24 protein-coding genes are annotated in these 25,472 nt (G+C 63.1%); 9 read left to right on the top strand and 15 right to left on the bottom strand.

The features are described from left to right. Positions 1 to 99: 99 nt before the first annotated feature. The 4 genes from AC3WLT_RS27995 to AC3WLT_RS27980 form a co-directional block, all read right to left on the bottom strand. Positions 100 to 3,213 (bottom strand): efflux RND transporter permease subunit, encoded by a 3,114-nt coding sequence (locus AC3WLT_RS27995; RefSeq protein ID WP_492594913.1) that lies wholly within the window; start codon positions 3,211 to 3,213, stop codon positions 100 to 102. Next, on the bottom strand, positions 3,210 to 4,433 hold the full coding sequence (locus tag AC3WLT_RS27990) for an efflux RND transporter periplasmic adaptor subunit (protein WP_492594912.1): 1,224 nt from the start codon (positions 4,431 to 4,433) through the stop codon (positions 3,210 to 3,212). Before AC3WLT_RS27990 ends, AC3WLT_RS27995 begins: the two co-directional genes overlap by 4 nt. After that, entirely contained in the window at positions 4,430 to 5,842 is a 1,413-nt protein-coding gene (locus AC3WLT_RS27985; protein WP_492594911.1) for an efflux transporter outer membrane subunit, read from the bottom strand. Before AC3WLT_RS27985 ends, AC3WLT_RS27990 begins: the two co-directional genes overlap by 4 nt. Positions 5,843 to 6,058: 216 nt before the next feature. Continuing rightward, positions 6,059 to 6,736, bottom strand: coding sequence for a response regulator transcription factor (locus AC3WLT_RS27980; RefSeq protein ID WP_492594910.1), 678 nt, complete (start codon positions 6,734 to 6,736; stop codon positions 6,059 to 6,061). 309 nt (positions 6,737 to 7,045) lie between these two features. Between AC3WLT_RS27980 and AC3WLT_RS27975 the strand changes: the two genes are divergently transcribed. Next, on the top strand, positions 7,046 to 7,729 hold the full coding sequence (locus AC3WLT_RS27975; RefSeq protein WP_115100856.1) for a response regulator transcription factor: 684 nt from the start codon (positions 7,046 to 7,048) through the stop codon (positions 7,727 to 7,729). After that, positions 7,716 to 9,071: a sensor histidine kinase gene (locus tag AC3WLT_RS27970; protein ID WP_492594909.1), complete on the top strand. Its 1,356-nt coding sequence runs from the start codon at positions 7,716 to 7,718 to the stop codon at positions 9,069 to 9,071. Before AC3WLT_RS27975 ends, AC3WLT_RS27970 begins: the two co-directional genes overlap by 14 nt. Before the next feature lie 61 nt (positions 9,072 to 9,132). Here the strand turns inward: AC3WLT_RS27970 and AC3WLT_RS27965 are convergent, their stop codons facing one another. The 5 genes from AC3WLT_RS27965 to AC3WLT_RS27945 all read right to left on the bottom strand — a co-directional run bounded on the left by AC3WLT_RS27965 (position 9,133) and on the right by AC3WLT_RS27945 (position 13,707). Further along, complete coding sequence (locus AC3WLT_RS27965) at positions 9,133 to 9,831, bottom strand: response regulator (protein WP_492594908.1); 699 nt, start codon at positions 9,829 to 9,831, stop codon at positions 9,133 to 9,135. Beyond that, positions 9,828 to 11,234, bottom strand: coding sequence for a sensor histidine kinase (locus tag AC3WLT_RS27960; RefSeq protein WP_492594907.1), 1,407 nt, complete (start codon positions 11,232 to 11,234; stop codon positions 9,828 to 9,830). Before AC3WLT_RS27960 ends, AC3WLT_RS27965 begins: the two co-directional genes overlap by 4 nt. Before the next feature lie 61 nt (positions 11,235 to 11,295). Continuing rightward, positions 11,296 to 11,478, bottom strand: coding sequence for a hypothetical protein (locus AC3WLT_RS27955; protein WP_492594906.1), 183 nt, complete (start codon positions 11,476 to 11,478; stop codon positions 11,296 to 11,298). Between the two features lie 167 nt (positions 11,479 to 11,645). Continuing rightward, positions 11,646 to 13,040, bottom strand: a complete 1,395-nt coding sequence (locus AC3WLT_RS27950; RefSeq protein WP_492594905.1) for a sensor histidine kinase — start codon at positions 13,038 to 13,040, stop codon at positions 11,646 to 11,648. Then, on the bottom strand, positions 13,030 to 13,707 hold the full coding sequence (locus tag AC3WLT_RS27945; protein ID WP_492594904.1) for a response regulator: 678 nt from the start codon (positions 13,705 to 13,707) through the stop codon (positions 13,030 to 13,032). Before AC3WLT_RS27945 ends, AC3WLT_RS27950 begins: the two co-directional genes overlap by 11 nt. Positions 13,708 to 14,013: 306 nt before the next feature. On the opposite strand from AC3WLT_RS27945, the gene AC3WLT_RS27940 reads away from it, so the two are divergent. The 4 genes from AC3WLT_RS27940 (at position 14,014) to AC3WLT_RS27925 (ending at position 17,501) form a co-directional block, all read left to right on the top strand. After that, complete coding sequence (locus tag AC3WLT_RS27940; RefSeq protein ID WP_492594903.1) at positions 14,014 to 15,036, top strand: ABC transporter substrate-binding protein; 1,023 nt, start codon at positions 14,014 to 14,016, stop codon at positions 15,034 to 15,036. A gap of 49 nt (positions 15,037 to 15,085) precedes the next feature. Beyond that, entirely contained in the window at positions 15,086 to 15,880 is a 795-nt protein-coding gene (locus tag AC3WLT_RS27935; protein ID WP_492594902.1) for an ABC transporter ATP-binding protein, read from the top strand. A 16-nt stretch (positions 15,881 to 15,896) separates the two neighbouring features. Continuing rightward, a complete protein-coding gene (locus AC3WLT_RS27930) occupies positions 15,897 to 16,760 on the top strand; it encodes an ABC transporter permease (protein ID WP_492594901.1) in 864 nt (287 codons plus the stop codon). A gap of 480 nt (positions 16,761 to 17,240) precedes the next feature. After that, complete coding sequence (locus tag AC3WLT_RS27925) at positions 17,241 to 17,501, top strand: hypothetical protein (protein ID WP_492594900.1); 261 nt, start codon at positions 17,241 to 17,243, stop codon at positions 17,499 to 17,501. A gap of 199 nt (positions 17,502 to 17,700) precedes the next feature. Here the strand turns inward: AC3WLT_RS27925 and AC3WLT_RS27920 are convergent, their stop codons facing one another. The 4 genes from AC3WLT_RS27920 to AC3WLT_RS27905 form a co-directional block, all read right to left on the bottom strand. Then, positions 17,701 to 17,949, bottom strand: a complete 249-nt coding sequence (locus tag AC3WLT_RS27920; protein WP_492594899.1) for a hypothetical protein — start codon at positions 17,947 to 17,949, stop codon at positions 17,701 to 17,703. A gap of 123 nt (positions 17,950 to 18,072) precedes the next feature. Then, positions 18,073 to 19,197 (bottom strand): aminotransferase, encoded by a 1,125-nt coding sequence (locus AC3WLT_RS27915; protein ID WP_492594898.1) that lies wholly within the window; start codon positions 19,195 to 19,197, stop codon positions 18,073 to 18,075. Positions 19,198 to 19,242: 45 nt separating this feature from the next. Then, positions 19,243 to 20,484, bottom strand: a complete 1,242-nt coding sequence (locus AC3WLT_RS27910) for an NAD(P)/FAD-dependent oxidoreductase (RefSeq protein ID WP_492594897.1) — start codon at positions 20,482 to 20,484, stop codon at positions 19,243 to 19,245. Positions 20,485 to 20,550: 66 nt separating this feature from the next. Further along, complete coding sequence (locus AC3WLT_RS27905; protein ID WP_492594896.1) at positions 20,551 to 21,339, bottom strand: ABC transporter substrate-binding protein; 789 nt, start codon at positions 21,337 to 21,339, stop codon at positions 20,551 to 20,553. Positions 21,340 to 21,566: 227 nt separating this feature from the next. Here AC3WLT_RS27905 and AC3WLT_RS27900 point away from each other — a divergent pair, with 227 nt between their 5' ends. Continuing rightward, the gene (locus AC3WLT_RS27900; RefSeq protein WP_492594895.1) at positions 21,567 to 22,541 is read left to right on the top strand and encodes an ornithine cyclodeaminase family protein; all 975 of its coding nucleotides are present in this window, start codon (positions 21,567 to 21,569) and stop codon (positions 22,539 to 22,541) included. A gap of 96 nt (positions 22,542 to 22,637) precedes the next feature. Further along, on the top strand, positions 22,638 to 23,282 hold the full coding sequence (locus AC3WLT_RS27895; RefSeq protein ID WP_492594894.1) for a helix-turn-helix transcriptional regulator: 645 nt from the start codon (positions 22,638 to 22,640) through the stop codon (positions 23,280 to 23,282). A gap of 2 nt (positions 23,283 to 23,284) precedes the next feature. Here AC3WLT_RS27895 and AC3WLT_RS27890 read toward each other — a convergent pair whose 3' ends face one another. Further along, positions 23,285 to 24,337, bottom strand: a complete 1,053-nt coding sequence (locus AC3WLT_RS27890) for a phytoene/squalene synthase family protein (RefSeq protein ID WP_492594893.1) — start codon at positions 24,335 to 24,337, stop codon at positions 23,285 to 23,287. A 30-nt stretch (positions 24,338 to 24,367) separates the two neighbouring features. Beyond that, on the bottom strand, positions 24,368 to 24,817 hold the full coding sequence (locus AC3WLT_RS27885; RefSeq protein ID WP_492594892.1) for an amidohydrolase family protein: 450 nt from the start codon (positions 24,815 to 24,817) through the stop codon (positions 24,368 to 24,370). Between the two features lie 209 nt (positions 24,818 to 25,026). On the opposite strand from AC3WLT_RS27885, the gene AC3WLT_RS27880 reads away from it, so the two are divergent. Continuing rightward, positions 25,027 to 25,472: contractile injection system protein, VgrG/Pvc8 family (locus AC3WLT_RS27880; RefSeq protein ID WP_492594891.1), on the top strand; the 446-nt coding region annotated here is incomplete at its 3' end.

Below are 25,472 nucleotides of genomic sequence, written 5' to 3'. Positions count from 1 at the left end.
GCGTCAAAGAAAAGACCGCCGGGCGGTATCGGCGGCGGTCTTGCTGTGCGTGAAGCATGCCGATGCATGGCACGCCTATTGAGGGTTGCGCGTCAGCGCTCAACCCACGGATTCCGTTTCGACCACACTGTCGCTCGAGCGCTGCTTCTCCAGCCAATGCGACAGACGGTCGAACCACAAATGCACCACCGGCGTCGTGAACAGCGTGAGCATCTGCGAAACGATCAGGCCGCCGACAATCGCGATGCCGAGCGGCACGCGCAGCTCAGCGCCCGCACCATGACCGAGCGCGAGCGGCAACGCGCCGAACAGCGCCGCAAGCGTGGTCATCATGATCGGCCGGAAGCGCAGCACGCAGGCCTGCCGGATCGCTTCGCGCGGCGACAGGCCCTGCTCCCGTTCGGCCACGAGCGCGAAGTCGATCATCATAATCGCGTTCTTCTTCACAATACCGATCAGCAAGATGATGCCGATCATCCCCATGATCGAGAGATCCTGACCGCACAGCATTAACGCAAGCAGTGCGCCCACGCCCGCCGAAGGCAGCGTCGAGATGATGGTAAGCGGATGAATCGCGCTCTCGTACAGGATGCCGAGTATCAGATAGACCACCACGAGCGCCGCGGCGATCAGATACGGCTCGCTCGCGAGCGATGCCTGGAACGCCTGTGCAGTGCCCTGAAACGAGCCCGTCAGACTATCGGGTTTGCCTGCCGCGACCTCGGCCTGGTGAATCGCCGCCACCGCGTTGCCGAGCGACTGCCCCGCCGCAAGATTGAACGAGATCGTCACGGCCGGGAACAGCCCCTGGTGATTCACCGAAATCGGCGACACGTTGTTCTCGAGCCTCGCCAACGTGTTGAGAGGCACCAGTTCGTTGGTCAACGGCGAGCGCACGTAGAGGTGCGCGAGTGCATCGGTGGTCAACTGAAAACCGGGGCTGACTTCTTCGACGACATGGTACTGATTCAGTTGCGTGAAGAGCGTCGCGATCTGCCGCTGGCCGAACGCATCGTAGAGCGTGTCGTCGATCGCCTGCGCGGTGATGCCGAAGCGCGAAGCCGTGCTGCGATCGATCACGAGCGTCGCGCTGGTGGCGGCGGCTTGCTGGTCAGAGGTGACGTCGGCGAGTGCCGGCAGCCTCGACAGCCGGTCGGTCAGCACGCTGGCCCAATGGTTCAGCTCGTTGATGTCCGGATCTTGCAACGTGTACTGATACTGCGCGGCGCTGATGCGGCCGCCCACCTGTATGTCCTGCCGCACCTGCATCGACAGTGAAATGCCCATGACCTTCGCCAGTTTCGGCTTCAGGCGGTTGAGCACCTGCGCCGCGCTGTCCTTGCGCTGATTGAACGGCTTCAGATTGATCATGACGCGCCCCTGGCTCACGGTCGGATTCGGGCCCATCCAGTAGTAGACGTTGTCGACAGCCGGATCGGCTTCGATCAGATTGCCCAGTTGCTGCATCTTGACCGACATCGAGCGAGGCGAGATGTCCGGCGCGGCCTGCGCGACGCCCATGATCAAGCCGGAGTCTTCCTGCGGAAAGAAGCCCTTCGGGATCGCGACGAACAACGCGCCGGTCGCCGCAATCGTGGCCACCGTCACAGCCAGCATCAGCTTCTGATGACTCAGCACCCAATCGAGGCCACGCTCGTAGCGCCGCTCCACCGCGGTAAAGCCCGCTTCGAGCCACGTTTCGAACTTGCGCATCCAGCCTGCGTCATCCGGCTCGGGCAAGCGGATCAGCCAGCCGCACAGCATCGGCGTCACGGTCAGCGAAACCAGCGCCGACATCACGATCGCCGCGCTCACCGTCACCGCGAATTCGCGGAACAGACGGCCGACAATGCCGCCCATCAGCAGAATCGGAATGAAGACGGCGATCAGCGAGATCGTCATCGAAACGATGGTGAAGCGCACTTCCATTGCGCCGAGCAATGCGGCCTTCATTCTGGGCACACCCTCTTCGATATGCCGCATCACGTTTTCGATCACGACGATCGCATCGTCCACCACGAAGCCCACCGCGATCGTCAGACCCATCAGCGACAGATTGTCGAGGCTATAGCCAAGCAGATACATCACGCCGAACGTGGCCACCAACGAAAGCGGAATCGTCAGGCTCGGAATCACCGTCGCCCACAGGTTGCGCAGGAACGAAAAAATGACCATCACGACCAGCGCGATCGTCAGCATCAGCGTGAACTGCACGTCGTGCACCGACGCGTCGATGGTCTGCGTGCGATCGCCCACCACGTGCAGATGCGCGGCTGCGGGCAGCGTCGCTTCGAGCGCCGGCAGCTTCGCCTTGATGTTGGCGATGGTCTGCACGACGTTGAAGCCCGGCTGCTTGTGAATGTCGAGAATGATCGCGCGCTCGTGTTGCAGCCACGCGGCCTGCTGGTTGTCTTCGGCGGCGTTCAGAACCGTGCCGAGATCGGACACGCGAATCGGCGCGCCGTTCTTGTACGCCACCACCAGATCGCGGTACTCCGAGGCGCTCGTGATCTGGTCGGTCGCGTTGAAGATGACCGAGCGGTCCGGGCCGTTCAGGCTGCCCTTCGGCGCATTCACTGTTTGCACGCCCACGATCGAGCGCACGTCTTCCAGCGTCAAGCCGCGTGCGGCGAGTTTGTCCGGATCGAGCTGGATGCGCACCGCGGGCCGCTGCTGGCCGTGGAAATCGACGAGGCCGACACCGGGCATCTGCGAGATCTGTTGCGCCAGATAGTCTTCGGCGTAGCTGTCGAGCTGCGTGAGCGTCAGCGAAGGCGAAGTCAGCGCCAGCGACAGCAACGTGAAGTCCGCGGGATTGACCTTCTGATAGGTCGGCGGATTCGGCAGATTCTTCGGCAGATTGCCGCCGGCCGCGTTGATGGCGGTCTGCACATCCTGCGCTGCGCCGTTGATGTCGCGCGACAGGTCGAACTGCACGGCGATGTTGGTGTTGCCGAGCGAGCTCGACGACGTCATCTGCGTCACGCCGGAAATCAGCGACAGTTGCCGCTCGAGCGGCGTGGCCACCGACGTCGCCATGGTTTCCGCACTTGCGCCGGGCAACTTCGCGACGACCTGGATGGTCGGAAAGTCGACTTGCGGCAACGGCGCGACGGGCAGCAGAAAATACGCTACCGCGCCGACCAGCAACACCGCGATCGCCAGAAAACTGGTCGCAATGCGCCGCTTGATGAACAACTCCATGAAACTCATGACGGATTGTCCTGGTTAGCCTGGCTGCCCGCTGCGTTGGCATTGGCGTTGACCGGCGGCGCCTCGGCGAGCGTCGCCACCATGGTCGCCGCCACATGCACGCCCGGGTTCAGACGGCTTTGTCCGTCGAACACGATCAGATCCGCCGGGGCAATGCCGCTGCGTATCTCCGTCATGCCGTCGACCGTGACACCGGTTCGCACCGGCCGCATCCGCGCTGTGCCGTTCGCGTCGATCACGTACAGTTGCGTGCCGTTCTGCGTATTCACCACCGCGCGGCTCGGCACCGCGAGACGCTGCGAATCGGTACGCACCAGCACGCGCGCGTTCACCAGTTCGCCCGGCCAGAGCTTGCGGTCCTTGTTGGTGAACGAGGCCTTGAGCTTGATCTGGCCGGTAGTGGGATCGACCGTGCTGTCGATGAACACGAGCGTGCCGTCGGCAAGCGGCGTACTGCCGGAACGCGTAGTGACGCTCACCGTCAGCGGCGCTTTCGCCTGATTGGCGAGCAGGTCGGGCAGCACGTCCTGAGGCACGGAGAACTGCACGGTAATCGGCTCCATCTGCGTGACCGTGACGATGCCGGTCGTGTCGGTCGGATGCACGATCGCGCCGATATCGGCTTCGCGCGCGCCGGCGCGGCCGGTGAACGGCGCGGAGAGCGTCGTGAAGCTGAGTTGCAGGCGCTCGCTCTGCACCAGCGCGGCATCCGCGGCGACGGTCGCGGCGAGTGCTTCCACTTGCGACCTCGCCGTGTCGACCGCCTGGGTGGTCGCCGCGCCGATGCCGACCAGCTTCGAATAGCGCGCGAAATCGAGCCGCGCATTGTCGAGCGATGCCTGGTCCTTGCGCTGCGCCGCTTCCGCCTGATGCAGCTGGGCAGTCAGCGGTCCCTGATCGAGTTGCGCGAGCAGTTGCCCGGCGTGCACATCCTGCCCTTCGGTGAAGGCGATGCGCTGCAACTGGCCGTCGACGCGCACCTTGACGTCCACGGTATTGAGCGCCAGAACCGTGCCCACCGCCGCGACGCGGATCGGAAAGTCGCGATTCGCCGCATGGCCGGCGTTGACCGGCACGGCCGGCGCCGGTTTGACAGCCGGGTGCCTCGGCCAGAACCACGCCACGAGAATCACGACGAGAACGGCCAACGCCACAGCGAGCGGCGCGCGGCTTCTGCGCGCACGCGGCGCCTCATGTTTCGGAAGGTCAGCAGGTTTCATGAGCGGGAAGGCGTAGAAGAGGAAGCGGGACGGCCATCGCTATCGCCGGTTATGCCGAAGCCGCCGCCGAACGCGCGAAACAGACTGACCGACGCTTGCAGGCGCGCGAGCCGCGCCTGCACCAGCGTGTCTTCAGACTGGTACAGCGTGCGTTGGGCGTCGAGGACGGTCAGAAAATCGACGGTGCCGAGCGAGTACTGGGTTTGCGCGAGCGTGGCGGCTTTGCGGGCGGCGTCGGCGGCGTTCTGGTCGGCGGTTTCCGCGAGTTGCTGCTGCTGCGCCGCTGAGAGCGAATCCTCGACGTCCTGCAGCGCGGTCACCACGGCCTGCCGGTAATCCGCCACGCTCTTCGTCTCGGCCGCCTGGCTCGCATGCAGTTGGCCGCGCAGCGCGCCGCCGTCGAAGATCGGCGCCGCCAGCGAAGCGGCGATGCTGGCGAACGGGCTCGACAGGAAGTGCGACAGCGACTTGCTGCTGAGGCCGCCGTCGGCGGTCAGCACGATGTTCGGCAGAAACGCCGCGCGCGCCGCGCCGACGCTCTGATTGGCCGATTGCAACTGCGCTTCCTTCGAGCGGATGTCGGGGCGCGTTTCGAGCAGGCTCGCGGGCAAATTCGCGCGCGGCTGCGGAATGACGATGTCGGCGAGCGGGGCTTCGCTGACCGTGAATTGTTCCGGCGCCGTGCCCACCAGGACAGCGAGCGCATGCACGCTGGTGTCGAGTTGCTGCTGCAGCGCCGGCACCGCGGCCTGGAAGGTGGCGAGCGCATTGCGCTGCTGCTGCACCTGCAATTCGGTCGCGACGCCCGCGGCTTGTTGCGCGAGCAACAATTGCAGAATGCGCGCTGCGTCGTCGGAAATGGTCCGTGCGATCGCGAGACGGCGGCGCAGACTCTGCACCTGAAAATACGTGTCCGCAACCGAGGCAGTCAGCGTCAGCGCAACCGTATCGCGATCGAATTCGGACGCGCGCGTGAGCAGGTCGGCGGCATTGGCGTTGGCGGCATTCAAGCCCCAGAAATCGATTTCGTAGCTGGCTTCGGCGAAGAGGCTTTGGCTCTTTGTGGTCGAACCGCGGCCCTGGTGACTGCGAGTAAAAGTCCCGCCGGCCGACAGCGAAGGATACTGTGGCGCGCCGGCTTTCTCGGCATTGCCGCGCGCCTGTTCGACGCTCGCGACGGCCGACGCCAGCGTGAAGTTGTTGCGCAGGCTGCGCTCGACCAGCGCGTCGAGCGCGGGGTCGTGATACTCGCGCCACCAGCCGCTTCTGACCGGCACCGTATCGGCCAGCGAGGCCCCCGCCGCGCCGTCGAAGCTTGGCGCCAGCGGCGTACTGGGCCGCTGATAGGCAGGCACGAGCGAGCATCCGGCCAGAACCGCGGCGGCCAGCGTGCACAAGGCAGCGCGCATGACGCTGGAACGCCGCGCATGAGGACTGACGACGGGAGAAAACGGCGCCGGACGGAACAGCCCTGACATGGAAAAGCCTCAGGCAACAAAGAATGCCGCCAGATTAGCCAATGGGTTCTGTCGGCGCTTTCGCCCAATGATTAAAAAAATTTAATGCGGCGCAACATGCGTGGGGAACGGCTTGCGGAATGGCCTGTGCGAGGCCATCGACGGCGTTCAGGGCGCGGGATTGAGCACGTAGCCCGCGCCGACCACGGTGTGAATCAGCGCCACCGGAAAGTCGCGATCCACTTTCATGCGCAGGCGATGCATGTGCATGTCGATGATATTGCCGCGCGGTTCGAAATCGTAATTCCACGCGGCCTCGAGCAACATGCTGCGCGTCACGACCTGCCCCTCGCGGCGCGCGAGGCATTCGAGCAACAGGAACTCGCGATGCTGCAGGCGCAGATCGCGGCCCGCGCGGCTCGCGCTCCGCGCACGCGTGTCGAGCACCAGATCCGCGCACTCGAGCCGCTCGCTCATCCTGCTGCGATCCGCGCGCCGCGCCAGCGCTTCGATTCTCGCCAGCACTTCAACGAACGCGTAGGGCTTCATCAGATAGTCGTCGCAACCCGCGCGTATCCCCTCTACACGTTCGTTCAGCCCGCCGAGCGCCGATAGCATCAGCACCGGTGTCGTGTCCCCGCCGGCGCGCAGTTGTTGCACGAGTGCGATGCCGTCGAGCGCGGGCAAGAGCCGATCGGTCACAATCACGTCGTAGATGCCCTCGCGCGCATAGGCGAGCCCGGTCGCACCGTCGGCCACCGTGTCGACAATGAGACCGCTCTCGCTCAAGCCGCGCGCCAGAAACTGGCTAGCGCGCGTATCGTCTTCGATCAGAAGGATTCGCATCCGCAATCGGGCTTACATTAAAATTTTTTCATGTTGGCGCGAAACGCCTGTGCAGCTTCGCGCGGCATACTGCGGAGATCGCGCGTACGGGCATAGTGTAAAACGGCCGGCCGGCTGCGGCCCGCCGCGCGCCGATTGCGCCGATTGCGCCGATTGCGCTGATTGCGCTGATTGCGCTGATTGCGCTGATTGCGTTGATTGCGTTGATTGCGTTGATTGCGTTGGCTGATTGCGTTGGCTGATTGCGTTGGCTGATTGCGTTGGCTGACTGAGCTGTCTGATTGAGCTGCTCATTGACTGGATAAAGGCATGTCGAATGTACTGGTCGTCGAGGACGACGAGCAAACCCTCGCGGAAATCGTCGAGGCCCTCACCGATCACGGCTGCACGGTGCAAGCCGCGAGCACGGGCCGCGACGGCCTGATGCTCGCGGTCGCCAATACGTACGACGCGATCGTGCTCGATCGTATGTTGCCAGGCGGCCTCGAAGGGCTCGGCATGCTGGCGGCGTTGCGCAGCGCCGGGGTGCTTACGCCGGTGTTGATTCTCAGCGCGCTGTCCGCGGTCGACGAACGCGTGCGCGGTTTGCGTGCCGGCGGCGACGATTATCTGACCAAGCCGTTCGAGTTCATCGAACTGACCGCGCGGCTCGACGCGCTGATGCGCCGGCGCGAAGCGGCGCCGGGTGTGCAGGAGTACCAGGTCGGGCCGCTGCGGCTCGACCCGCTCAAACGCGAAGTGACCTGCGGCGGCCGTCCGGTGCCGCTGCTGCCGCGCGAATACCGGCTGCTCGAATATCTGATGCAGCACGAAGGCCAGGTGGTGAGCCGCACCATGCTGTTCGAGGCGGTGTGGGATTACCGGCTCGACGAGCGGACCAATGTGATCGACGTGCACATCAGCCGTCTGAGGAAAAAGCTCGACCCGGACGGGTCGGCGCCGATGATCGATACCGTGCGCGGTTCGGGGTACATGCTGCATGCGCCTGACTGAACTGCACCGCACCACCGGTTTTCGCCTCGCCACGCTGTTTCTGGTGCTGTTCGGCGTGATCGCCATGTTGCTGTTCGGCTATCTCTACCGCGAGATCACCGGCTTCGAACAGGAACGCATCGACGACTGGCTGGTGCGGGAACACGCGGAGCTGATACGCGAAGACCCGAACGAACTGGTCGCGCGATTCCAGCATCAAGGCCAGTTCGACCCGCGCCACCAGCGCCCGTTCGCGCTGTTCGACAGCAGCGGCAAACATCTTGCGGGCGGCTATCCGGGCGAGCAACCGTCGATTTCCGCTTTCGACAAGCCGTTTTCGATGCGTCTCGCGAATCTGCCGGGCCACCCGCCCGGACGATGCATCGCCGCGCGGCTGTCCGACAGCCGCGTCGCGTTGCAATGCCAGAACACCCGCGAGCTCGATCACTTCGACGAAGAACTGCTGCACGCGCTGCTGTCCACGGCCATGCTCACGTTTGTGATCGGCCTGATCGGCGCGAGCCTGATCGGCATCTCGGCAATGCGGCGGCTCGATGCGGTGACTGCGTCGATCGAAGAGATCGTCGCCGGCAATCTCAGCAGGCGTTTGCCCGTGCATTCGAAACGGGACGACGTCGATCGTCTCGTCGGCGTCGTGAACGGCATGCTCGATGAGATCGAGCGGCTGATGCACGAAGTCAAGGGCGTGTGCGATGCGATTGCGCACGATCTGCGCACGCCGCTCACGCGGATGCTCGGCGCACTCGAACGCGCGCAGCGGCGCGCCAAAACCGAAGCGGAGTATCGCGCGGCGATCGATGAAACCATTGTCGAGACCACCGGCCTGCTGCGCACCTTCAATGCGCTGCTGCGTATTTCGGAAATCGAGAGCGGCGTGCGTCGTAAGGGTTTTACGAATGTCGATCTGGCCGCCGTCGCCGACGACGTATTCGAGTTCTACGAGCCGACCGCCGAGGACAAGCAGATCGTCTTCGACGTGCAGCGGACTACCGCCGGTCCGCTGGAAATTCAGGGCGACCCGAGTCTGCTATTCGAAGCACTGGCGAATCTGGTGGAGAACGCCATCAAGTTCGCGCCGCATGGCGGCAAGGTACGGCTCACGGTGTTTCGCGACCGCACGGGCGCGGGCGTCAGCGTATCCGACGACGGGCCGGGCATCGCACCCGCCGAACGGCAAGCCGTGCTGCGGCGCTTCTATCGCGGCGAGGCGAGCCGCCATACGCCGGGCAGCGGGCTCGGCCTGAGTCTGGCGCTGGCGGTGGCCGGCATGCACGGCATGTCGATCCGTTTCAACGACGCAACGCCTGGCTGCGAGGTGATGCTGTACAAGCCGAATGAGTAGCACCGCTCCAGGCGGCGTGGCTGAACGGGGCAGCGTGACGGAATGTGGCTACAGCGTGCGGCTACAGCGCCCCGGCAAACGCTTCGCGAGGCGCTTCTTCGCGCAGGATGTAGCCGAGTCCACGCAAGGTCATGATCTTCACGCTCGAACTCGCGAGATGCTTGCGCAAGCGGTGAATGTAGATGTCGATCGCATCGGCGCTCGGTTCGTCGTCGAGATTGAAGACGCTGTCCATCAGCGTGGTCTTCGAGACGGTCTTGCCCTGCTTGAGAATCAGCGCTTCGAGGATCGCGTGTTCGCGTCGGCGCAGCGGCAACAGCTCGTTTTGCAGCAGAAATTCGCGTGTGTCGAACAGATAGCGCAGATCGCCGCAGTCGATCGACTGGCCCTTGTCGCCCGCCGCCTGACGGCGGATCAGCGCCTTGATGCGCGCCACCAGTTCGCGTGCGTCGAAGGGCTTGACGACGTAGTCGTCCGCGCCGGCCGAGAAGCAGGCGACCTTGTCGTCGGTCGACCCGTTGGCGGTCAGCATCAGCACCGGCACGTTGTCGCGTTTGCGGCGCAAACGCGCGAGCACATCCTTGCCGCCGATGCCTGGCAGGCGCAGATCGAGCAGCACCGCGTCGTAGCGTTGCGAGCCGAGCAGCGTCTCCGCACTCTCGCCGTCCTGCGCCCAGTCCAGCGCGAAATTTTCGACCTGCATCAGGTTGATGACCCAGCGCGCCAAGTCGGCGTCGTCTTCGACAAGCAGCAGTTTCATATGTCTCCCCTTGCCGCGCTTCGAACCACGGCTGCCCACAATCGCATCTCGACGGTCGCGACCAGACCGACACCGTCTTCTCCCGGCCCGAGCGTGACGGTGCCGCCCTGCCGCTGGGCGATCTCGCGCACGATCGGCAAACCGAGGCCGGTTCCGTCCGCGTGGTTCGATGCGCGATAGAAGCGCTCGAACACGCGCGCCCTCGCCTCGGCCTTGATACCCGGCCCGTTGTCGACGACACGCACGATCGCCATGTCGTTCCTGCGCTGCGTCTGCACCGTGACGCGGCCGCCCGCTTGCGTATAGCGCAGCGCGTTATCGACGAGATTGGTCACCAGCGCCGCGGTCAGCGCCTCGTCTCCGGTGACGTGCAAACCGTCTTCCAGCTCCGCGCCCAGATCGATTTCACGCGACTGGGCAAACGCAATCAGCTCTTCGAGCACGCCCGCGATCAATGCGCTCAGATCGACGCGTTCGTGTTCTTTCGACCGCGCTGCGGACTCCGCCTGAGCGAGCAGCAGCAGTTTGTTGGTCAGCGTCGTCATCTTGCGGCTGCTCTTGTGCATGGCGGCCAGTGCTTCGGCAAGCCGCACGTCGCGGTTCTCGCGCTGGCGTGCGAACTGGATCTGCGCATCGAGCAGCGTGAGCGGCGTGCGCAGCTGATGCGCGGCATCGGAGATGAATTGCCGCTGCGCCGCGGCCTGCTGGCGCATACGCGCGATGCACTGATTGATCGCCTCGACGATCGGCCGCAGCTCCACATGCAGCCGCGCCACGCGAATGGGTTCGAGCTGCGATGGATTGCGATCCTCGACGTCGTCTTTCACTTTCATCAGCGGACGCAGTTCGAAGGTCAACCCGAGATAGACGAAGACCATCGCGAGCACCAGCGTGAGAACCTCGCCGAACAGTTGTGGACGCAGCAGACGCCACACCATCGCGTCGCGCGAGCGTTCCGTCTTGGCGACCGCCACCACGACTTCCTCGGTCCGCCCGGAGTCGTACAGCTGCCGCACGTAAGTGGCGGCGCGCACGGCGCGGCCATCGTCGAGATGGGTGGAATAGAGCCTCGGGCCGACCCCGGCGCCAGGCGGCAACGGCAGCTCGGGGATACCCGCCAGCAGACGATGCCCGCTCGCCTCGACGCGATAGAACACGCTGTCCTGCTCGGGCGATTCGAACAGTTCGAGCGCGGCCGGCGGAATCTGAATCACGACGCTGCCGTTATCCCAGTCGACGTCCTCGCCGATGATTCGCATCGACGAAAGCAACGCATTGTCCTGCACCAGATCGGCCGTGGTCTGCGCGTTGCGGAACGAAATCATGCCGGAAATGGAAACGAACGCCGCCAGCGGCAGCAATAGCCACCACAGCAAACGTCCGCGCAAACTGCCTGAAAACACGATTCGGCGTTCCTCTTGTCTCAGGAGGCCGGCGCACCTCGCGGCGCGGCCGGCGTCCATCTTATGGTTCGACCTGGTTCACGAACTGACTCGTGAAAGCGCTCGACAGCTCGATATGGCGGTCCTTCATCGCAGGATTGAAGCCCGCGAGCACCTTCAGCACCGGAGCAGCCAGGAACAGTGGGAGCGGCGCCGCGACCACGGCACGGACGGCGCGCGTGAAGCGCGTCAACGCATGGTTCATGGTGAATGTCTCCGTTTTATGTCCCGTATCCGGGCGGGCGTCGGGTGGATCGCCTGCAAAAATTCTAGGGGCGCAAACCCTTCTATATGCTTTCGCTTGTGCGTTTCCTGCGCCAATTGCGGGTTTGTCCCGACGCCGGCAGCAAGCAATGCGCGCCAAGGCGCTCGTCAGAGTGGCTGCGCCTCGTCGGCCGCCGCTCGCGGGAACGACACTGTCACGTGCACGCCTTTGCCGCCCTCGCCGGGCTTGAGCGTGATTTCGCCGTGATGCGCATCCGTGATCTCGCGCACGATCGCGAGGCCGAGCCCGGTCCCCTCTGTATCCGTCGACGCCCGGAAGAACGGTTCAAACACACGGCTGCGCGACTCGGGCGGAATGCCCGGCCCGTCGTCGAGCACGGTGAGCGTGACCGTTTCCGCATCGGCGCTGACGGCGACGGTGACATGGCCGCCCTTGCCGGAGTAGCGAATCGCGTTCTCCGCCAGATTCGCGACCAGCGCCTGCAGCAGGCCGCGGTGCCCCGCCACCGGCGCGGGCCCGTTCAGCTCGGCGCCCAGATCGATGTCGCGGGCCTGCGCAAGCAGCGCCAGGTCTTCCACCACTTCCATTGCCAGCGGCACGAAATCCACCGTTTCCACGGCCAACTGCGTGTTGTCGGCCGCCTCCGCCTGCGCGAGCAGCAGCAGCTTGTTGGTCAACCCGACCATCGAACGATTGCTGCGGTGCATGGCCGCGAGTGCTTCATCGAGCGCGGGCGTCAAGCCGTCCTGCTGGCGCGCGAACTGCAACTGCGTGCCCAGCAGCGTGAGCGGTGTGCGCAACTGGTGCGCGGCATCGGCAATGAAGCGCCGTTGCGCGGCCACCTGAACACCCAGCCGCGCGATACATTGATTGATCGCTTCGACGATCGGCCGCAACTCCGTGTGCAGGCGCTCGACGCGAATCGGCTCCAACTGCATCGGATCGCGGTCGGCCACCTCTTCCTTCACTTTCATCAGAGGACGCAACTCGAAGGTCAGGCCGATGCACACCAGCGCGACCGCCAACACGATCATCTCGATCTGCCGCACGAGCTGCGGCTGCCACAGCTGCTGCGCCATCGCATCGCGCGACCGCACGGTCTTGCCGACCGTCACGAGCACGCGCCGCGTTACGCCGTTATCGTACATCTGCCGAACCAGGCCGACGGCGCGCACCGGCTGGCCGTGCAGGTCGGCGTTGTAGTGATCGGGCGTGTCGGGTGCCTGCGCCTTGCGCTGCGGGAAATCCGGCGTGCCCGCCAGCAGCCGGCCGTCGTCGACGCTCACGCTGTAGAACACCTGGTCGCGATACGGCGACACGAAGACTTCGAGCGCCGCGGGCGGCACATCGACACGCAGGAACCCGTCCACCCATTCCACTTCGCCCGCGATCATACGCGCCGACGAAATCAGCTGGTTGTCCTGCACCAGATCCGCGGTGCGCCGCGCATTGTCGTATTCGGCCTTGCCCGTGACGAACACGTACAACGCGAGCGGCACCAGCAGCCACCACAGCAAACGCATGCGCAGGCTATTGGTCATCGTCTTTCTTGCGCAGCAGATAGCCGAGCCCGCGCAGCGTGACGATCGCCGCCGAACTGCCGTCCAGCTTCTTGCGCAGCCGCGAGATATAGATTTCAATCGCGTCTTCGCTCGGCTCGTCCGCGAGCGTGAAGATCGCGTCCGCCAGCGCCGGCTTCGTCACCGTCTTGCCGAGCCGCAGAATCAGCGTTTCGAGCACCGTGCGCTCGCGCGGCGTGACGTTCAGCGGCGCGCCCTTCAGCGTGAACTGGCGCGTGTCGATATCGAAAGCGAGGTCGCCGCACACCACCTCGCCGGCCTTCGACGGCGTCTGCCGCCGGATCAGCACCTTGATGCGCGCCACCAGCTCCCGTACTTCGAACGGCTTGACCAGGTAGTCGTCCGCGCCCGCGCCGAGCAATTCCACCTTTTCGTCGATCGAACCGCTCGCGGTCAGGATCAGCACCGGCGTGGCGTCGCCGCGCTGGCGCAGCCGCCGCAGCACGTTCTTGCCCGACAGCTTCGGCAGATTCAGGTCGAGCAGGATCACGTCGTAGTGGTTGGTGCGCAGCAGCTGGTCGGCGGCATCGCCGTCCTGCACGGCGTCGAGCGCGAACGACTCCTGCTCCAGCATCTTCGCGAGCCAGTGCGCCAGCGTGGGGTTGTCTTCGATCAGCAGCAGCTTCATGGCGGGAACGGCAAAAGTCAGGACGCCGATTGTGCCGTAAAACAAAGGCTTTGCGCGCGTCTCGCGTGGTTTGCAGCGTACGTTGTGATGTTTGAGGCGCGCTCGCGGCCCGGTTCCGGCTCAGTTTCGACTCGCTTCCGGCTCAGTCTCGGCTCAGTTTCAGCTCAGTCTCGGGTTAACACCCATGATTTGCCCGCAGCCCAGAAAGCTGCCAGAAGGTTTCCAATTTCTATAATCCTCGACATTCATCCAGAAAGCGCCGCATTTTTTGCACCCAGCGGCGACCATACCTAAGGAGACTGCTTCATGCGTACCTTGCGCCAGATTGCCGCTGTGACCGGTGTTGCGTTCACCCTTGCCGCCGCGTCGGCCGCCGCTCATGCCGAGAAGCTCACCATCATGGTCGGCGGCGCCACCAAGATCATCTACCTGCCGGCCAAGCTCACGGAACAGCTCGGCTACTTCAAGGACGAAGGCCTCGACGTCGAAATCCTCTCGCAACCGGCGGGCGTCGATGCGGAAAACGAACTGCTCGCGGGCGCCGTGCAAGGCGTGGTGGGCTTCTACGATCACACCATCGATCTGCAGAGCAAGGGCAAGGAAGTCGAGGCGCTGGTGATTTTCGGCCAGGTGCCGGGTGAAGTCGAAATGGTCTCCACCAAGGCCGCCGAAACGATCAAGAGCATGGCCGACGTGAAGGGCAAGACGCTTGGCGTGACCGGCCTCGGCTCCTCCACCAGCTTCCTCACGCAATACCTCGCACAACGCGCCGGCGTGCCGTCGACGCAATACACGCTGCTGCCGGTCGGTGCGGACAACAGCTTCATCGCCGCCATCAAGCAGAACCGCATCGACGCCGGCATGACGACCGAGCCGACCGTTTCGCAGTTGCTGAAGACCGGCGACGCGAAGGTGCTGGTCGATATGCGCACGCTGGAAGGCACACGCGCCGCGCTCGGCGGCACGTATCCGGCTTCGAGCTTCTACGTGCAGCGCGCGTGGGCCGATTCGCACAAGGACGACGCGGCGAAGCTCTCGCACGCGTTCGTGAAGACGCTGAACTTCATCGCCACGCATAGCGCCGATGAGATCGCGGCCAGGATGCCGAAGGACTACTACGGCAATAACAAGGACCTTTACGTCGGCGCGCTGAAGGCATCGCTGCCGATGTTCACGAAGGACGGCAAGATGCCCGCCGACGGCCCGGACACGGTGCTGAAGGTGCTGTCGGCCTTCAATCCTTCCGTCAAGGGTAAGCATATCGACCTCGCCAAGACCTACACCAGCGACTACGTGTCGTCGGTGCCGGTCAAGACCGCGGCTAAGTAACGAACACGAACACACTTTCAACATCACGAGAACAGCGAGGCATCAGCCGATGAATCAACCTATGTCACGCGATACGCCAGCCATCGAGTTCCGCAACGTATCGTGCCGTTTTATTTCTCCCGACGGCAAGGCGACAATCGCGTTGCGCGACTTCAGCATGTCGGTGGCGCGCGGCGAGTTCGTCGCCGTTGTCGGCCCGACGGGCTGCGGCAAATCGACGACGCTCAGCATGATCACCGGCCTCCTGAAGCCGACCACCGGTGAAGTGCGCGTCATGGGCGCGCCGGTGGACGGCATCGATCCGCGCATCGGCTTCGTGTTTCAGGCCGACGCCGTGTTCCCGTGGCGCTCGGTGATCGACAACGTCGCGGCCGGCCCGCTGTATCGCGGCCGCTCGAAATCCGCCGCCCACGACGAAGCCAACGAATGGCTGCGCCGCGTCGGCCTCGACAAGTTCGGCAAACACTATCCGCATCAGCTGTCGGGCGGGATGCGCAAGCGCGTGGCGCTCGCGCAGACCTTCATCAACAAGCCGGAAATCCTGCTGATGGACGAGCCCTTCTCGGCGCTCGACATGCAAACCCGCACGCTGATGCAGGACGAACTGCTGCAACTGTGGGGGGGTGCCGGCTCGGTGGTGTTCGTCACGCACGATCTGGAAGAAGCAATTGCGCTCGCGGATCGCGTGTTCGTGCTGACCGCGCGCCCGGCTACGCTGAAGAAAGTGTACGAAATCGATCTGCCGCGTCCGCGCGTCACGTCGGAAGTTCGCTACGACCCACGCTTTATCGAAATCTCGCGCGACATCTGGCATGACCTGCGCGAAGAAGTGCAGATCGGTTAATCAAGGAACGGCAAACATGTCTACTACCTCTCAACAGATGATGCCTTCGGGCATCGATGCGGCGGCGCTCGCGCAAGTCGAACGCGTCGCGCAAAAACGCATCCGGCAACGTCATGCGCTAGTGATTTCGCTGCGTATTCTCGTGCTGGTGGTCGTGCTCGGCGGCTGGGAACTGTCGGCGCGCCTGAAGTGGATCGATCCGTTCTTCTTCTCGATGCCGAGCGCGATCTTCGAACAGATCATCGACTGGTTCGTGAACGGTACTTCGCAGGGTCCGTTGCTGACGCAAGTGTGGGTCACGCTGGAGGAAACCGGACTCGGCTTCATCATCGGTTCGGTGGCCGGCGTGTTCTGCGGCATCGTGCTTGGCCGCAACAAATTGCTGTCCGACGTGTTCAGTCTTTACATCAAGATCGCCAATTCGATTCCGCGTGTGGTGCTCGGCTCGGTGTTCGTGATCGCGCTCGGTCTCGGGATGGCGTCGAAGGTGGCACTCGCGGTGGTGATGGTGTTCTTCGTCGTGTTCGCCAACGCGTTTCAGGGCGTGCGTGAAGCTGACCGTTACATGATCGCGAATGCGCAGATTCTCGGCGCGTCGCGCCGCCAGGTGACGACTTCGGTTGTGATTCCTTCGGCGCTCAGCTGGATTCTCGCGAGCTTGCATGTGAGCTTCGGCTTTGCACTGGTCGGCGCGGTGGTCGGCGAGTTCCTCGGTTCGAAGCAAGGTATCGGTTTGCTGATCTCCACGGCTCAAGGCGCATTCAACGCAAGCGGCGTGTTCGCGGCGATGATTGTGTTGGCGGTGGTCGCACTGGCGGCGGACTATCTGTTGACCGCTGTTGAACAGCGATTGCTGAAGTGGCGGCCGACGGCGGTTTAACCAGACCGTCAGGCAGTATAGTGAAAAGGGCGCCACGGGCGCCCTTTTTGCATTCTGATTGCAGCGCACGCGAATTATCCGCCGCTCCCTTCCTCACGTTCCCCTTGGTCCATGCGCGTTGTCCCAGCGCAATCATCGTATAAAAACACCAGACCCGAGTTTGCCTCTCACGCATTGAGGATGGCTGATTAATGCTTGAAATTCATCTCAAGCGGGTCGTCTCATTATCAAGGTGGAGGCAATCCGGTTTCCTGAGGTCCGTCAAACAACAACGCCTCAGCATGCACCGTTCCATTGCGAAAGGAAGCTCTTCCGGTAACGCACTTCTCTGGTGCGCTGCGCAGAACTCGACAAGGGACGCCGGTGGCCATCTCCACTCCGTGTCTCGTCAGAGCGCTCGGCGTTCATCGTGAGCAATCCGGCGAGGTTTTCGCAATGAGGTGTCGTTAGAGCGGCGCCGGCAGTTTGAAGGAGATGGAAATGAAGAAGGCTTTGATGATCGCAGGCGGACTGCTTTGCGCACTTTCGTGGCAAGCGCATGCCGAAGACGCCGGCACGGGCACGACAGCGCAAACCCAGCAGTCAGCTGCCGACTCCGTCGGCGGGCAACCTGCCACCACCACGATGTCGGGTGGTCCCGCACAAGGGCTGACGCGGGCGCAGGTTTACCAGCAGCTTCTACAATCGCAGCAAAGCGGTGAAGCGGCCCGAATGCAGGAGCTTTTCAAGGGAGGCAATTGAAATGGCAGGCTGATTTCTCGACGCCACCGCTCCAACCCGGGTAAGACGCCGCTTCACTTGCTATGGCATGTAGGCTAACGCGGCGCCTACTCGAGATACACCGCATCGGGCTCCCGATGACTTCGCCTGAACCTTCGCGGTCTGCGCGCGTTTTCGTCACCGCGTTCTCGTTACGCTATCTCTGCGCGGGACGCAACGCTCAATCGCGAGCGACCAGATCGCCCACGCGTCCGCGGCCCGTAACAAGGCAGCTCGACAGGAAATTTTCGCCCTGGCTGCTGGATCCCGCCTCGCCGAAGCCCTTTTTCAACGCGTCCAGTTTGACCAGCTCCGCGCCTCTTGCGCAGGTTATCGTCCCCACTTCTCCCGCCTGGGCGCGCATCAACGCTCTATCCGCCATCAGATAGCCAAGCAGCAACACCACGGCAATATTGAACACTTGTCTCAAGGTTCGTCTCCTCTTTTGAAGAGACTAACTTGAACCATGGATGCATGGATGCCAGGGGTTTCCCGATTGGCCTGTGTCAGATGATGCAGATTGAATGCGCGCCTTCGCGTTAGCCGACCGCGTTCATCCGCCCTGCTTCGCCAGGAATTGAGACACTTTGGCCAACGCAGCCTCGAGCACATTGCGGTTATTGGCGTAGCCGATGCGCACATAGCCTTCCATGTCGAGCGCGCTGCCCGGCGTGAACATCACCCCGGTCTGCTCGATCAGCGCCGTGCAGAAATCGCGCGACGACGTCGGCAAATCGTATTTCAGCAGCGCCGTAGTGCCGGATTTCGGCTTGATGTACGAGATTGCCGGCTCCTTTTCGACCCAGGCGTCGACGATCGCCAGATTGGTGCGCACGATGTCGTGATTGCGCGCGAGAATCGCGGCGCGGTGTTCGAGCGCGATGGTCGCGAAGTGATCGTCGATCATGCCCACGCTGATCGTGTTGTAGTCGCGATGAATCGCGACCGCATGGATCAATTCCTTCGGACCCGCAATCCAGCCGAGCCGCAGTCCCGCCAACGAATAGGTCTTGGACATGCTTGCGGTGCTGATGCCGCGCTCGTAGACGTCCGCAATGGACGCTGTGTAGCCGCTACCGTGCTGATCTGTGCCGCGATAAACCTCGTCGCACAGCACGTATGCGCCGCACGATCGCGCGATCTCACTCACCTCGCCGAGAAACTTCTCGTCCATCAACGATCCCGTCGGGTTGTTAGGATTGTTGATCGCTATCAGTTTTGTTTTGTCGCTGACGAAGCTTCGCAGTTCGGCGAGATCCGGCAGGAACGCATTCTCCTCGCGCAGCTTGAGAATGCGCACGTCCGCGCCATAGCTCTCGGGAATCGAATAGTGTTGCTGGTACGTCGGCAGCACCGAGATCACCGTATCGCCGGGTTCGACCAGCGTTTCGTACACCAGCGCATTGCCGCCGATCGCGCCATGCGTGACGATCACATTGGCCGGCGTCTGATGTTCGTACATCGCCGAGATCGCCTCTCGCAAACGCGCGGAGCCCTCGATGGCGCCGTAGGTGAGCTTGAGCGCACGCAACTCGTCCAGGATGCTGTCCTGCTTGCCCGTGAGGGTCAGCAACTGATCGACCGTCAGCGATTCGACGCAGGTTTCCGCGAGGTTGTACGTGCATTGGTTTTCATAGAGGTCCATCCAGCGCTCGACGCCGAATTCCTTGATCTTCATTTCACGCTCCTTATTTTTCAAATCGCGCCGACGTCTCCGGCCTGTCTAGCGGAACCGCTCCGGACGAAACGGATGCACGTCGGCAAACGGCGCAGCGCCCGTCATCATTTCCGCTAGCAGGCGCCCTGTGACGGGACCGAGCGTCAAGCCATGATGGTTATGCCCAAACGAAAACCAGAGGCCGCGATGCCGAGACGCAGGTCCGATCACGGGCCGCATGTCGGGCGTGCACGGACGCAGCCCGAGCCATGGTTTCTCATCGAGACGATCCCCCAGACCGAATACCGGTCTGGCGATACGTTCCGCGCGGTCGAGTTGAACCGCGGTAGGCGCCGCATCGCGCGCGGCGATCTCGACGCCGGTGGTGAGACGCAAGCCGCCGCGCATCGGTGCGATCACGTAGCCTTCCTCAGTATCGACAACCGGCACCGACAGCATCGTTTGCATGGGCTGATAGTGCATGTGATACCCGCGTTTCGCGCGCAACGGAATGCGGTAGCCGAGCGGCGCGAATACCGTATCCGACCACGGTCCGAGCGCGACCACCACTTCCTTTGCGCTGATTTTTCCGGCGCTTGTCTGGACGGTCCAGGCATCGCCTTCGGCCCGCACGGTGGCCGCGTCGCCGGTCAGCAGCGTACCGCCGCCGTCTTCGAAGAGACGCGCGTAGCCCTCCGTCAGTGCGCCGGGATCAGAGATGCTCTTCGGGTCCTGCCAGTGCAGCGCGCCACAAAAGCCCGGGCCAATGCCGGGCTCCTGCTTACGGAGCGCCGCCGCATCGAGCGGCACGAGACGCAGGCCGTGCTGGCGCGCGGAGACTTCGGCGGCGGCCGCCTGCTGATCGAACTCGGCCCGCGTGCGAAATGCTTCGATCCAGCCGCCGTCGTGCACGAGATTGCCAAGACCGGCGCGCTCGATCAGCGCATCGTGTTCGGCGACGCTTTGCCGGATCAACGGCAGCATGTCGCGCGCGGCCATCGCGAGACGCTGCGGTGACGACTCCCACCAGAAACGCCCGAGCCACGCCGCGAACGCAGGGAGTGCCCGGTAGTCCCAATAGAGGTCGGTTGACCGATTGCGGGCGTAGCGCAGCAGCGTGCCGAGACGGCGCGGAAACCCGTAAGGCACGATCGACGACGACTCGATCAAGCCCGCGTTGCCGAAGCTGGTTTCCTCGCCGGGGCCACGCCGGTCGACCAGCGCGACGCGGCGTCCGCGATCCTGCAGATGCAGCGCGGACGACACGCCGACTATGCCGGCGCCCAGTACGATTACATCGAAATCCATAGACTCGCTCTGTGTTCCTCACCGGCTCGCGCGGTTCGGATCCGTCGGCCCCGGCCTGGGAGCCGGTTACTTCGCAATGATGTCGCGCTTGAAGTACTTCATCGACAGATTGCTCAGCGTGCCGTCTTTTTTCAGCGCGTCGAGCACAGCGTTGATCTTGCCGCCCAGCGCCTTGTCGTCCTTGCGCATGCCGAAGCCGGTGCCTTCGCCGAGCGTGGCCGGATCTTTCAGCGGCTCACCGACGATTGCGTAGTCGTGACCCGCCGGCTTATCCAGAAATCCTTCCTGCGCGGTCTGCGCTTCCTGAACCGCTGCATCCAGACGTCCCGCGAGCAGATCCGCATAGACCTGATCCTGGTCCTGATACGACACGATCGTGACGCCCGCATTCGCCCAGTGCTGCTTGAGGAAGTCTTCCTGCGACGACGCCTGCAAGACCCCGACACGCTTGCCCTGGAGACTCTTTACATCGGGCAGCAGCGTCGAGCCGCGCCGCGCCACCATCACGATCGGCACGACGTAGATCGGCCGCGTGAAATCGATGCTCTGCTTACGCTTGGCGGTGATGTTCATCGCCGAATTGATGACGTCGAATTTACGCGCCTGCAACGCGGGAATCAGACCGTCGAACGAGTTTTCCACCCACACGCACTTCACGCCCATCTTGGCGCAGACGGCATTGCCGACATCGATGTCGAATCCCTGCAACTGGCCAGCGGGCGACTTGCTTTCGAACGGCGGATAAGCGGCTTCGATGCCGAAACGCAAGGTGCCTGCGGTTTCGGCGTTGACCGTGCCGGCCACGCTGGCCAACGCGGCAGCGAGGCAGAGTGAAAGCGAAATCTTGAGATTCATGATGGTTCCAGGCGTGGTTGGTATCGCTAGAAATAGGGATCGGGTGAAACAGCCATGAGACCGCCGGCGCCGGTGGGCATGAACCGTGTTCATCGCTGTTCTGGAACATCAGTCTATTCTGGACTCAGACAATTGCAAGCATTTTTCAAAAATAATAGTCCAGAATGGACTTTGAATTTAGAATTGCGTCACCGCCGGAACCCGGCAACGACTTGGAGAGCAGGCCAATGAGCAATCACGAAACGAACCAGACCCCGCTGATCGTTCAGGAAGACGCCGTGCGCAAGGCCCTGCCAGAACTGGATGTGCGCCGTGCGCTGACGCAGATGTTTCGCGCGCTCGGCCATGAAGATGCGGTCCAGCCGCCGCAAAGCCTCACGCTGTTTCCCGCCAACGCCGGCGATTTCATCACGTACCTCGGCGCCATCGCCGACGCCAGGGTATTCGGTGCGAAGCTGTCGCCGTACATCGTGACAGGCGCAAAACCGATCATCACCGCGTGGACGGCGCTGATGTCGATGGAAACCGGCCAGCCGCTGATGTGGTGCGACGCCGGCCTGCTCACCATCGAGCGCACGGCCGGCGCGACGGCGCTCGCGGTCGAACATCTTGCGGCAACTGGCGCGCGCCGCCTGGCGATCGTCGGCGCTGGAGCGGTCGGGCAGGCGCACCTGCGCCATATCGCTCCGTTGCGGCCGTGGGACTCGATCCAGGTGTTCTCGCCCGGACTGCACGGCGACGTGGCGAAATGCGCGGCGATCACCGCGCTGGATGCGCGGGTGACGATCAACGCCACACTCGAAGAGTGCGTACGCGACGCGGACGTGGTGGCGCTGTGCACTTCATCGGGCACGCCCGTGTTGCTGGAGGGCATGCTGGCGAAACCGGCGCTGATCACGTCGATCAGCACGAACGCCGCGAATGCACACGAGATCCCGCCTGCGTGGTTGACGGAGATGGACGTCTATTGCGACTACCGGCGCACCACGCCCGCCAGCGCGGGAGAAATGAAGCTGGCGGCCGAGCGGCACGGATGGTCGCCGCAAAGCGTGGTGGCTGATTTGCCTGAATTGGTTTGCGGCAACGCTGAGAAGCCGTCTTACCGGAAGCATGCTTTTTTCCGCTCAATCGGACTCGGACTCGAGGACGTGGCGATCGCTTACGAGTTGTTGCGGCATCTGACGTTGAAAATCGCCGCATAAACGCCGTGGCAAAATAGCACGGACCACACGGATCGGCGGCGGCATGAACAAGCCGATGCCGGACATCGCCGCCACCTGAAAACTGCACCTATCTCCATGCGAAAGACAAAAACCACACCGGCTCGCCGGCTTCTGCTCGAGCGATATGGCCGTGTCGCCGACGGTATCGCGCTGCTCTTTTTCCCGTATGTCGAAATCGTCATTCACGACCTTCAGAGCCAGACGGTCGCGTATATCGCCAACAATCTGTCGAAGCGCGAGTTGGGTGACGAATCGGCGCTGGAAGAAATCGATCACGTCGCGACGCCGGGCACGATCGGTCCATACGAGAAGATCAACTGGGACGGCCGGCGCATGCGCTGTGTCAGCACGGTGTTGCTGGACGACGCCGGCGCCACGGTCGGCATGATGTGCATCAACTACAACATCGCGGTCTTCGATGAAGTGAAACACGTCATCGACCTTGTCGTTTCAGGCGCGGGCGTCGTGAAGCAGCCTGAGGAACTGTTCAAGGACGACTGGCAGGAACGCATCAACACGTTCCTTCACGCATGGCTTCAGGAACGCCAGTTGGCGTTGAACTCATTGACCCGAGACCACCGGCGCGAACTCGTCACGGCGCTGTGGGCGGAGGGCGCCTTCAAAGGAAAGAGCGCGGCGAACTACGTTGCCAACGTTCTGGGAATGGGCCGCGCGACGGTGTATCAGCACATCAGGGATCTGCGGGACGCGGCGGAGTAGCGTTACGTTCCGAGCCGTGCTTCGATTTTTTCGATCCGCCGCTCCACCGACCCGCGCACAAGCGCGTTCGACGGCACCAGCAGCATTGAAGACGCGATGATCCTGTACACGTCGTTGCGCCGCACCTTGGAAACTTTGGCCGGGTCGAGCCACGCGTCGTTATCCACCAGCAACAACAGCGTGTCGAGGCCGATCAGCACCGGCCACAAACAGGCCAGACGCAAGCGCACGGAAAACGCGGGAATCGCGAGCGTGTACGCCAGGGCCTCGCGGAAGTGATCCAGAGCCTTGCGCACGAGTTCCACCATCAGAGGCCGCGCGTGGACCGAATTGCCAGGCGACAAGAGGTCTTGCGCACTCAAGCCGAATCGATCCAGCATCGTGCCGGGAAGATAACAGCGGCCGATCCGCAGATCTTTGCCGCAATCGCGCAGCACATTGGTCATCTGCAGCGCTTTGCCGAAGCGCACGCCCCGGCGCGTCATCGTCCCGGGTTGCTCCTTCAGCGTGCCGGGCATGTGCGCGTAGGTCATCGTGGTCCAGAATTCGCCGACGCATCCCGCCACCAGATAGGTATACCGGTCAAGCTCGTCATATTCGCGAAGCGCGACGATCTGCCCGGATTGCTCGTCAGGAAAAGTTCGAAGATCGAATTCCATGCCTTCGGTGAGTGTCGAGACGATCTCGCGCACGGCCTTCCGATCGGACTCGCTCAGTTGCGACAACACCTCCAGCGCAGGTCCGAGCGACTCGAGCAGTACTTTTTCATCCGACTGGATCTGCTGACCGGCCACTTCGGCCGCGATCCGCCGGATCGAAGCGCCATCGTCGGCCGCGCCGTTGACCTGATTGCGCAGCGACAACAGCAACGCGAGACGTTGTTCCGGCGGAATCAGCGACGTGTCCGCGATCGTGTCGGCGGCGCGCGCCAATAGGTATGCAAGGCCGATCGGATCGCGCATGCCGGCGGGCAGCACGCGCAAGGTGAGGTAAAAGGAGCGTGAAACGCCTTTCAGGAGCGGACCGAGAAGAAAGGCCCGGGTCGGATTAGGCATGGATGGGATCAGGTCAGTATTGGGCAAATTTCAGGCGCTGCCGAATTGTATACGGCGAAAGGCTTTTGCCGGGCGGCGCGGAATGCTCGAACGCCCCGCGCGACTGACCTTCCGTATCCCAAGCGTCAGGACGCTCAGGCGCTCAAGCCGAGCAAGCCGATCGCGTTCTGCTTCAGAATCAGGGGCTGCAGCTCGTCCCTGAAGCCGGCTTGCCTGAAATCCTCGAGCCACGTCGCCGAGATGGATCGGCGCCGAATACTCCAGACGCAGCCCTCCACCATTCCACATGTCCGGGCCCATGCCGGAATGTCCGCGATGAAACACGATCGTCAGACGATGTTCGGCGATTAACTCGTACAGCGGATCAGTGAGCCGGTCATTGGCAAATAACGCTTGCATCGTCGGATGAGACTTGAAGCCGCGCGCACCGTATTCCTCCGCCAGCTTGCGCGCCTCCCGGACGCCCAGCCAGATCGCCATCGAAGCCGCGCATTTCGCGAGTGAGTGATTCACCTGCCGACGAATGCTTCCGCCTCATCTCAAAATAAGAACTGCAAATAATCGTCGACCTCGGAATTGTCTTATAGACACGCTTTGGTCTGCCGATTTAGCGTGTAGCCCTGAATGGCATTGGCCCGCTCGCATGCGTGTCCCTGTCGATCAACACGAAAACGGAGATCACTGCTGTCATGGGAACCCTCAAGGACGTTTTGCAGCATCCGAGTGCCAGGCTGACCCAACACCTCGGTTGCTCGATCGCCACGCTGGACCGATTCCTCGATGTTCTCGAGTTCAGAATTGAGGAGGAATTCAATGAAACCTACGTGGCCGACATCACCGTCACGTCGACCGACAAGGCAATCGACGGTGCAGCCTGCGTAGGCCGCCGGGCAACCTTCACGATCGACGAGCGTGCTGCGATACCGTCGTTGCCGGGCCTGACCGACCCGGTGGTGAATCCTGCGCGCACCGTCAATGGCGTGGTGACGCAGTGGGAGCGTGTGAGCGCCAATCGCGACGAGGCGACCTACAAACTGCGCATCGAGCCGCGTGTCGCTCTGTTCAGGCACGTGCACGACTCCGGGATATTCAAGGACAGGACGCTGAAGGAACTGATCGCCGAGTCGATCATCGA

Source organism: Paraburkholderia sp. FW306-2-2C-D06C (assembly GCF_058781505.1).
This window is presented reverse-complemented; position numbering and strand designations above follow the sequence as displayed.

Excerpts from the sequence above, each read along its gene's own strand:
- AC3WLT_RS27955 (WP_492594906.1), bottom strand. The coding sequence starts at position 11,478 with ATGAACCATGCGTTGACGCGCTTCACGCGCGCCGTCCGTGCCGTGGTC.
- AC3WLT_RS27900 (WP_492594895.1), top strand. The coding sequence starts at position 21,567 with ATGAGCAATCACGAAACGAACCAGACCCCGCTGATCGTTCAGGAAGAC.
- AC3WLT_RS27980 (WP_492594910.1), bottom strand. The coding sequence starts at position 6,736 with ATGCGAATCCTTCTGATCGAAGACGATACGCGCGCTAGCCAGTTTCTG.
- AC3WLT_RS27990 (WP_492594912.1), bottom strand. The coding sequence starts at position 4,433 with ATGAAACCTGCTGACCTTCCGAAACATGAGGCGCCGCGTGCGCGCAGA.
- AC3WLT_RS27895 (WP_492594894.1), top strand. The coding sequence starts at position 22,638 with ATGCGAAAGACAAAAACCACACCGGCTCGCCGGCTTCTGCTCGAGCGA.
- AC3WLT_RS27965 (WP_492594908.1), bottom strand. The coding sequence starts at position 9,831 with ATGAAACTGCTGCTTGTCGAAGACGACGCCGACTTGGCGCGCTGGGTC.
- AC3WLT_RS27975 (WP_115100856.1), top strand. The coding sequence starts at position 7,046 with ATGTCGAATGTACTGGTCGTCGAGGACGACGAGCAAACCCTCGCGGAA.
- AC3WLT_RS27945 (WP_492594904.1), bottom strand. The coding sequence starts at position 13,707 with ATGAAGCTGCTGCTGATCGAAGACAACCCCACGCTGGCGCACTGGCTC.
- AC3WLT_RS27910 (WP_492594897.1), bottom strand. The coding sequence starts at position 20,484 with ATGGATTTCGATGTAATCGTACTGGGCGCCGGCATAGTCGGCGTGTCG.
- AC3WLT_RS27885 (WP_492594892.1), bottom strand. The coding sequence starts at position 24,817 with ATGGCGATCTGGCTGGGCGTCCGGGAGGCGCGCAAGCTGGCGGAGGAA.
- AC3WLT_RS27970 (WP_492594909.1), top strand. The coding sequence starts at position 7,716 with ATGCGCCTGACTGAACTGCACCGCACCACCGGTTTTCGCCTCGCCACG.
- AC3WLT_RS27925 (WP_492594900.1), top strand. The coding sequence starts at position 17,241 with ATGAAGAAGGCTTTGATGATCGCAGGCGGACTGCTTTGCGCACTTTCG.
- AC3WLT_RS27995 (WP_492594913.1), bottom strand. The coding sequence starts at position 3,213 with ATGAGTTTCATGGAGTTGTTCATCAAGCGGCGCATTGCGACCAGTTTT.
- AC3WLT_RS27935 (WP_492594902.1), top strand. The coding sequence starts at position 15,086 with ATGAATCAACCTATGTCACGCGATACGCCAGCCATCGAGTTCCGCAAC.
- AC3WLT_RS27890 (WP_492594893.1), bottom strand. The coding sequence starts at position 24,337 with ATGCCTAATCCGACCCGGGCCTTTCTTCTCGGTCCGCTCCTGAAAGGC.
- AC3WLT_RS27940 (WP_492594903.1), top strand. The coding sequence starts at position 14,014 with ATGCGTACCTTGCGCCAGATTGCCGCTGTGACCGGTGTTGCGTTCACC.
- AC3WLT_RS27930 (WP_492594901.1), top strand. The coding sequence starts at position 15,897 with ATGTCTACTACCTCTCAACAGATGATGCCTTCGGGCATCGATGCGGCG.
- AC3WLT_RS27950 (WP_492594905.1), bottom strand. The coding sequence starts at position 13,040 with ATGACCAATAGCCTGCGCATGCGTTTGCTGTGGTGGCTGCTGGTGCCG.
- AC3WLT_RS27985 (WP_492594911.1), bottom strand. The coding sequence starts at position 5,842 with ATGCGCGCTGCCTTGTGCACGCTGGCCGCCGCGGTTCTGGCCGGATGC.
- AC3WLT_RS27905 (WP_492594896.1), bottom strand. The coding sequence starts at position 21,339 with ATGAATCTCAAGATTTCGCTTTCACTCTGCCTCGCTGCCGCGTTGGCC.
- AC3WLT_RS27915 (WP_492594898.1), bottom strand. The coding sequence starts at position 19,197 with ATGAAGATCAAGGAATTCGGCGTCGAGCGCTGGATGGACCTCTATGAA.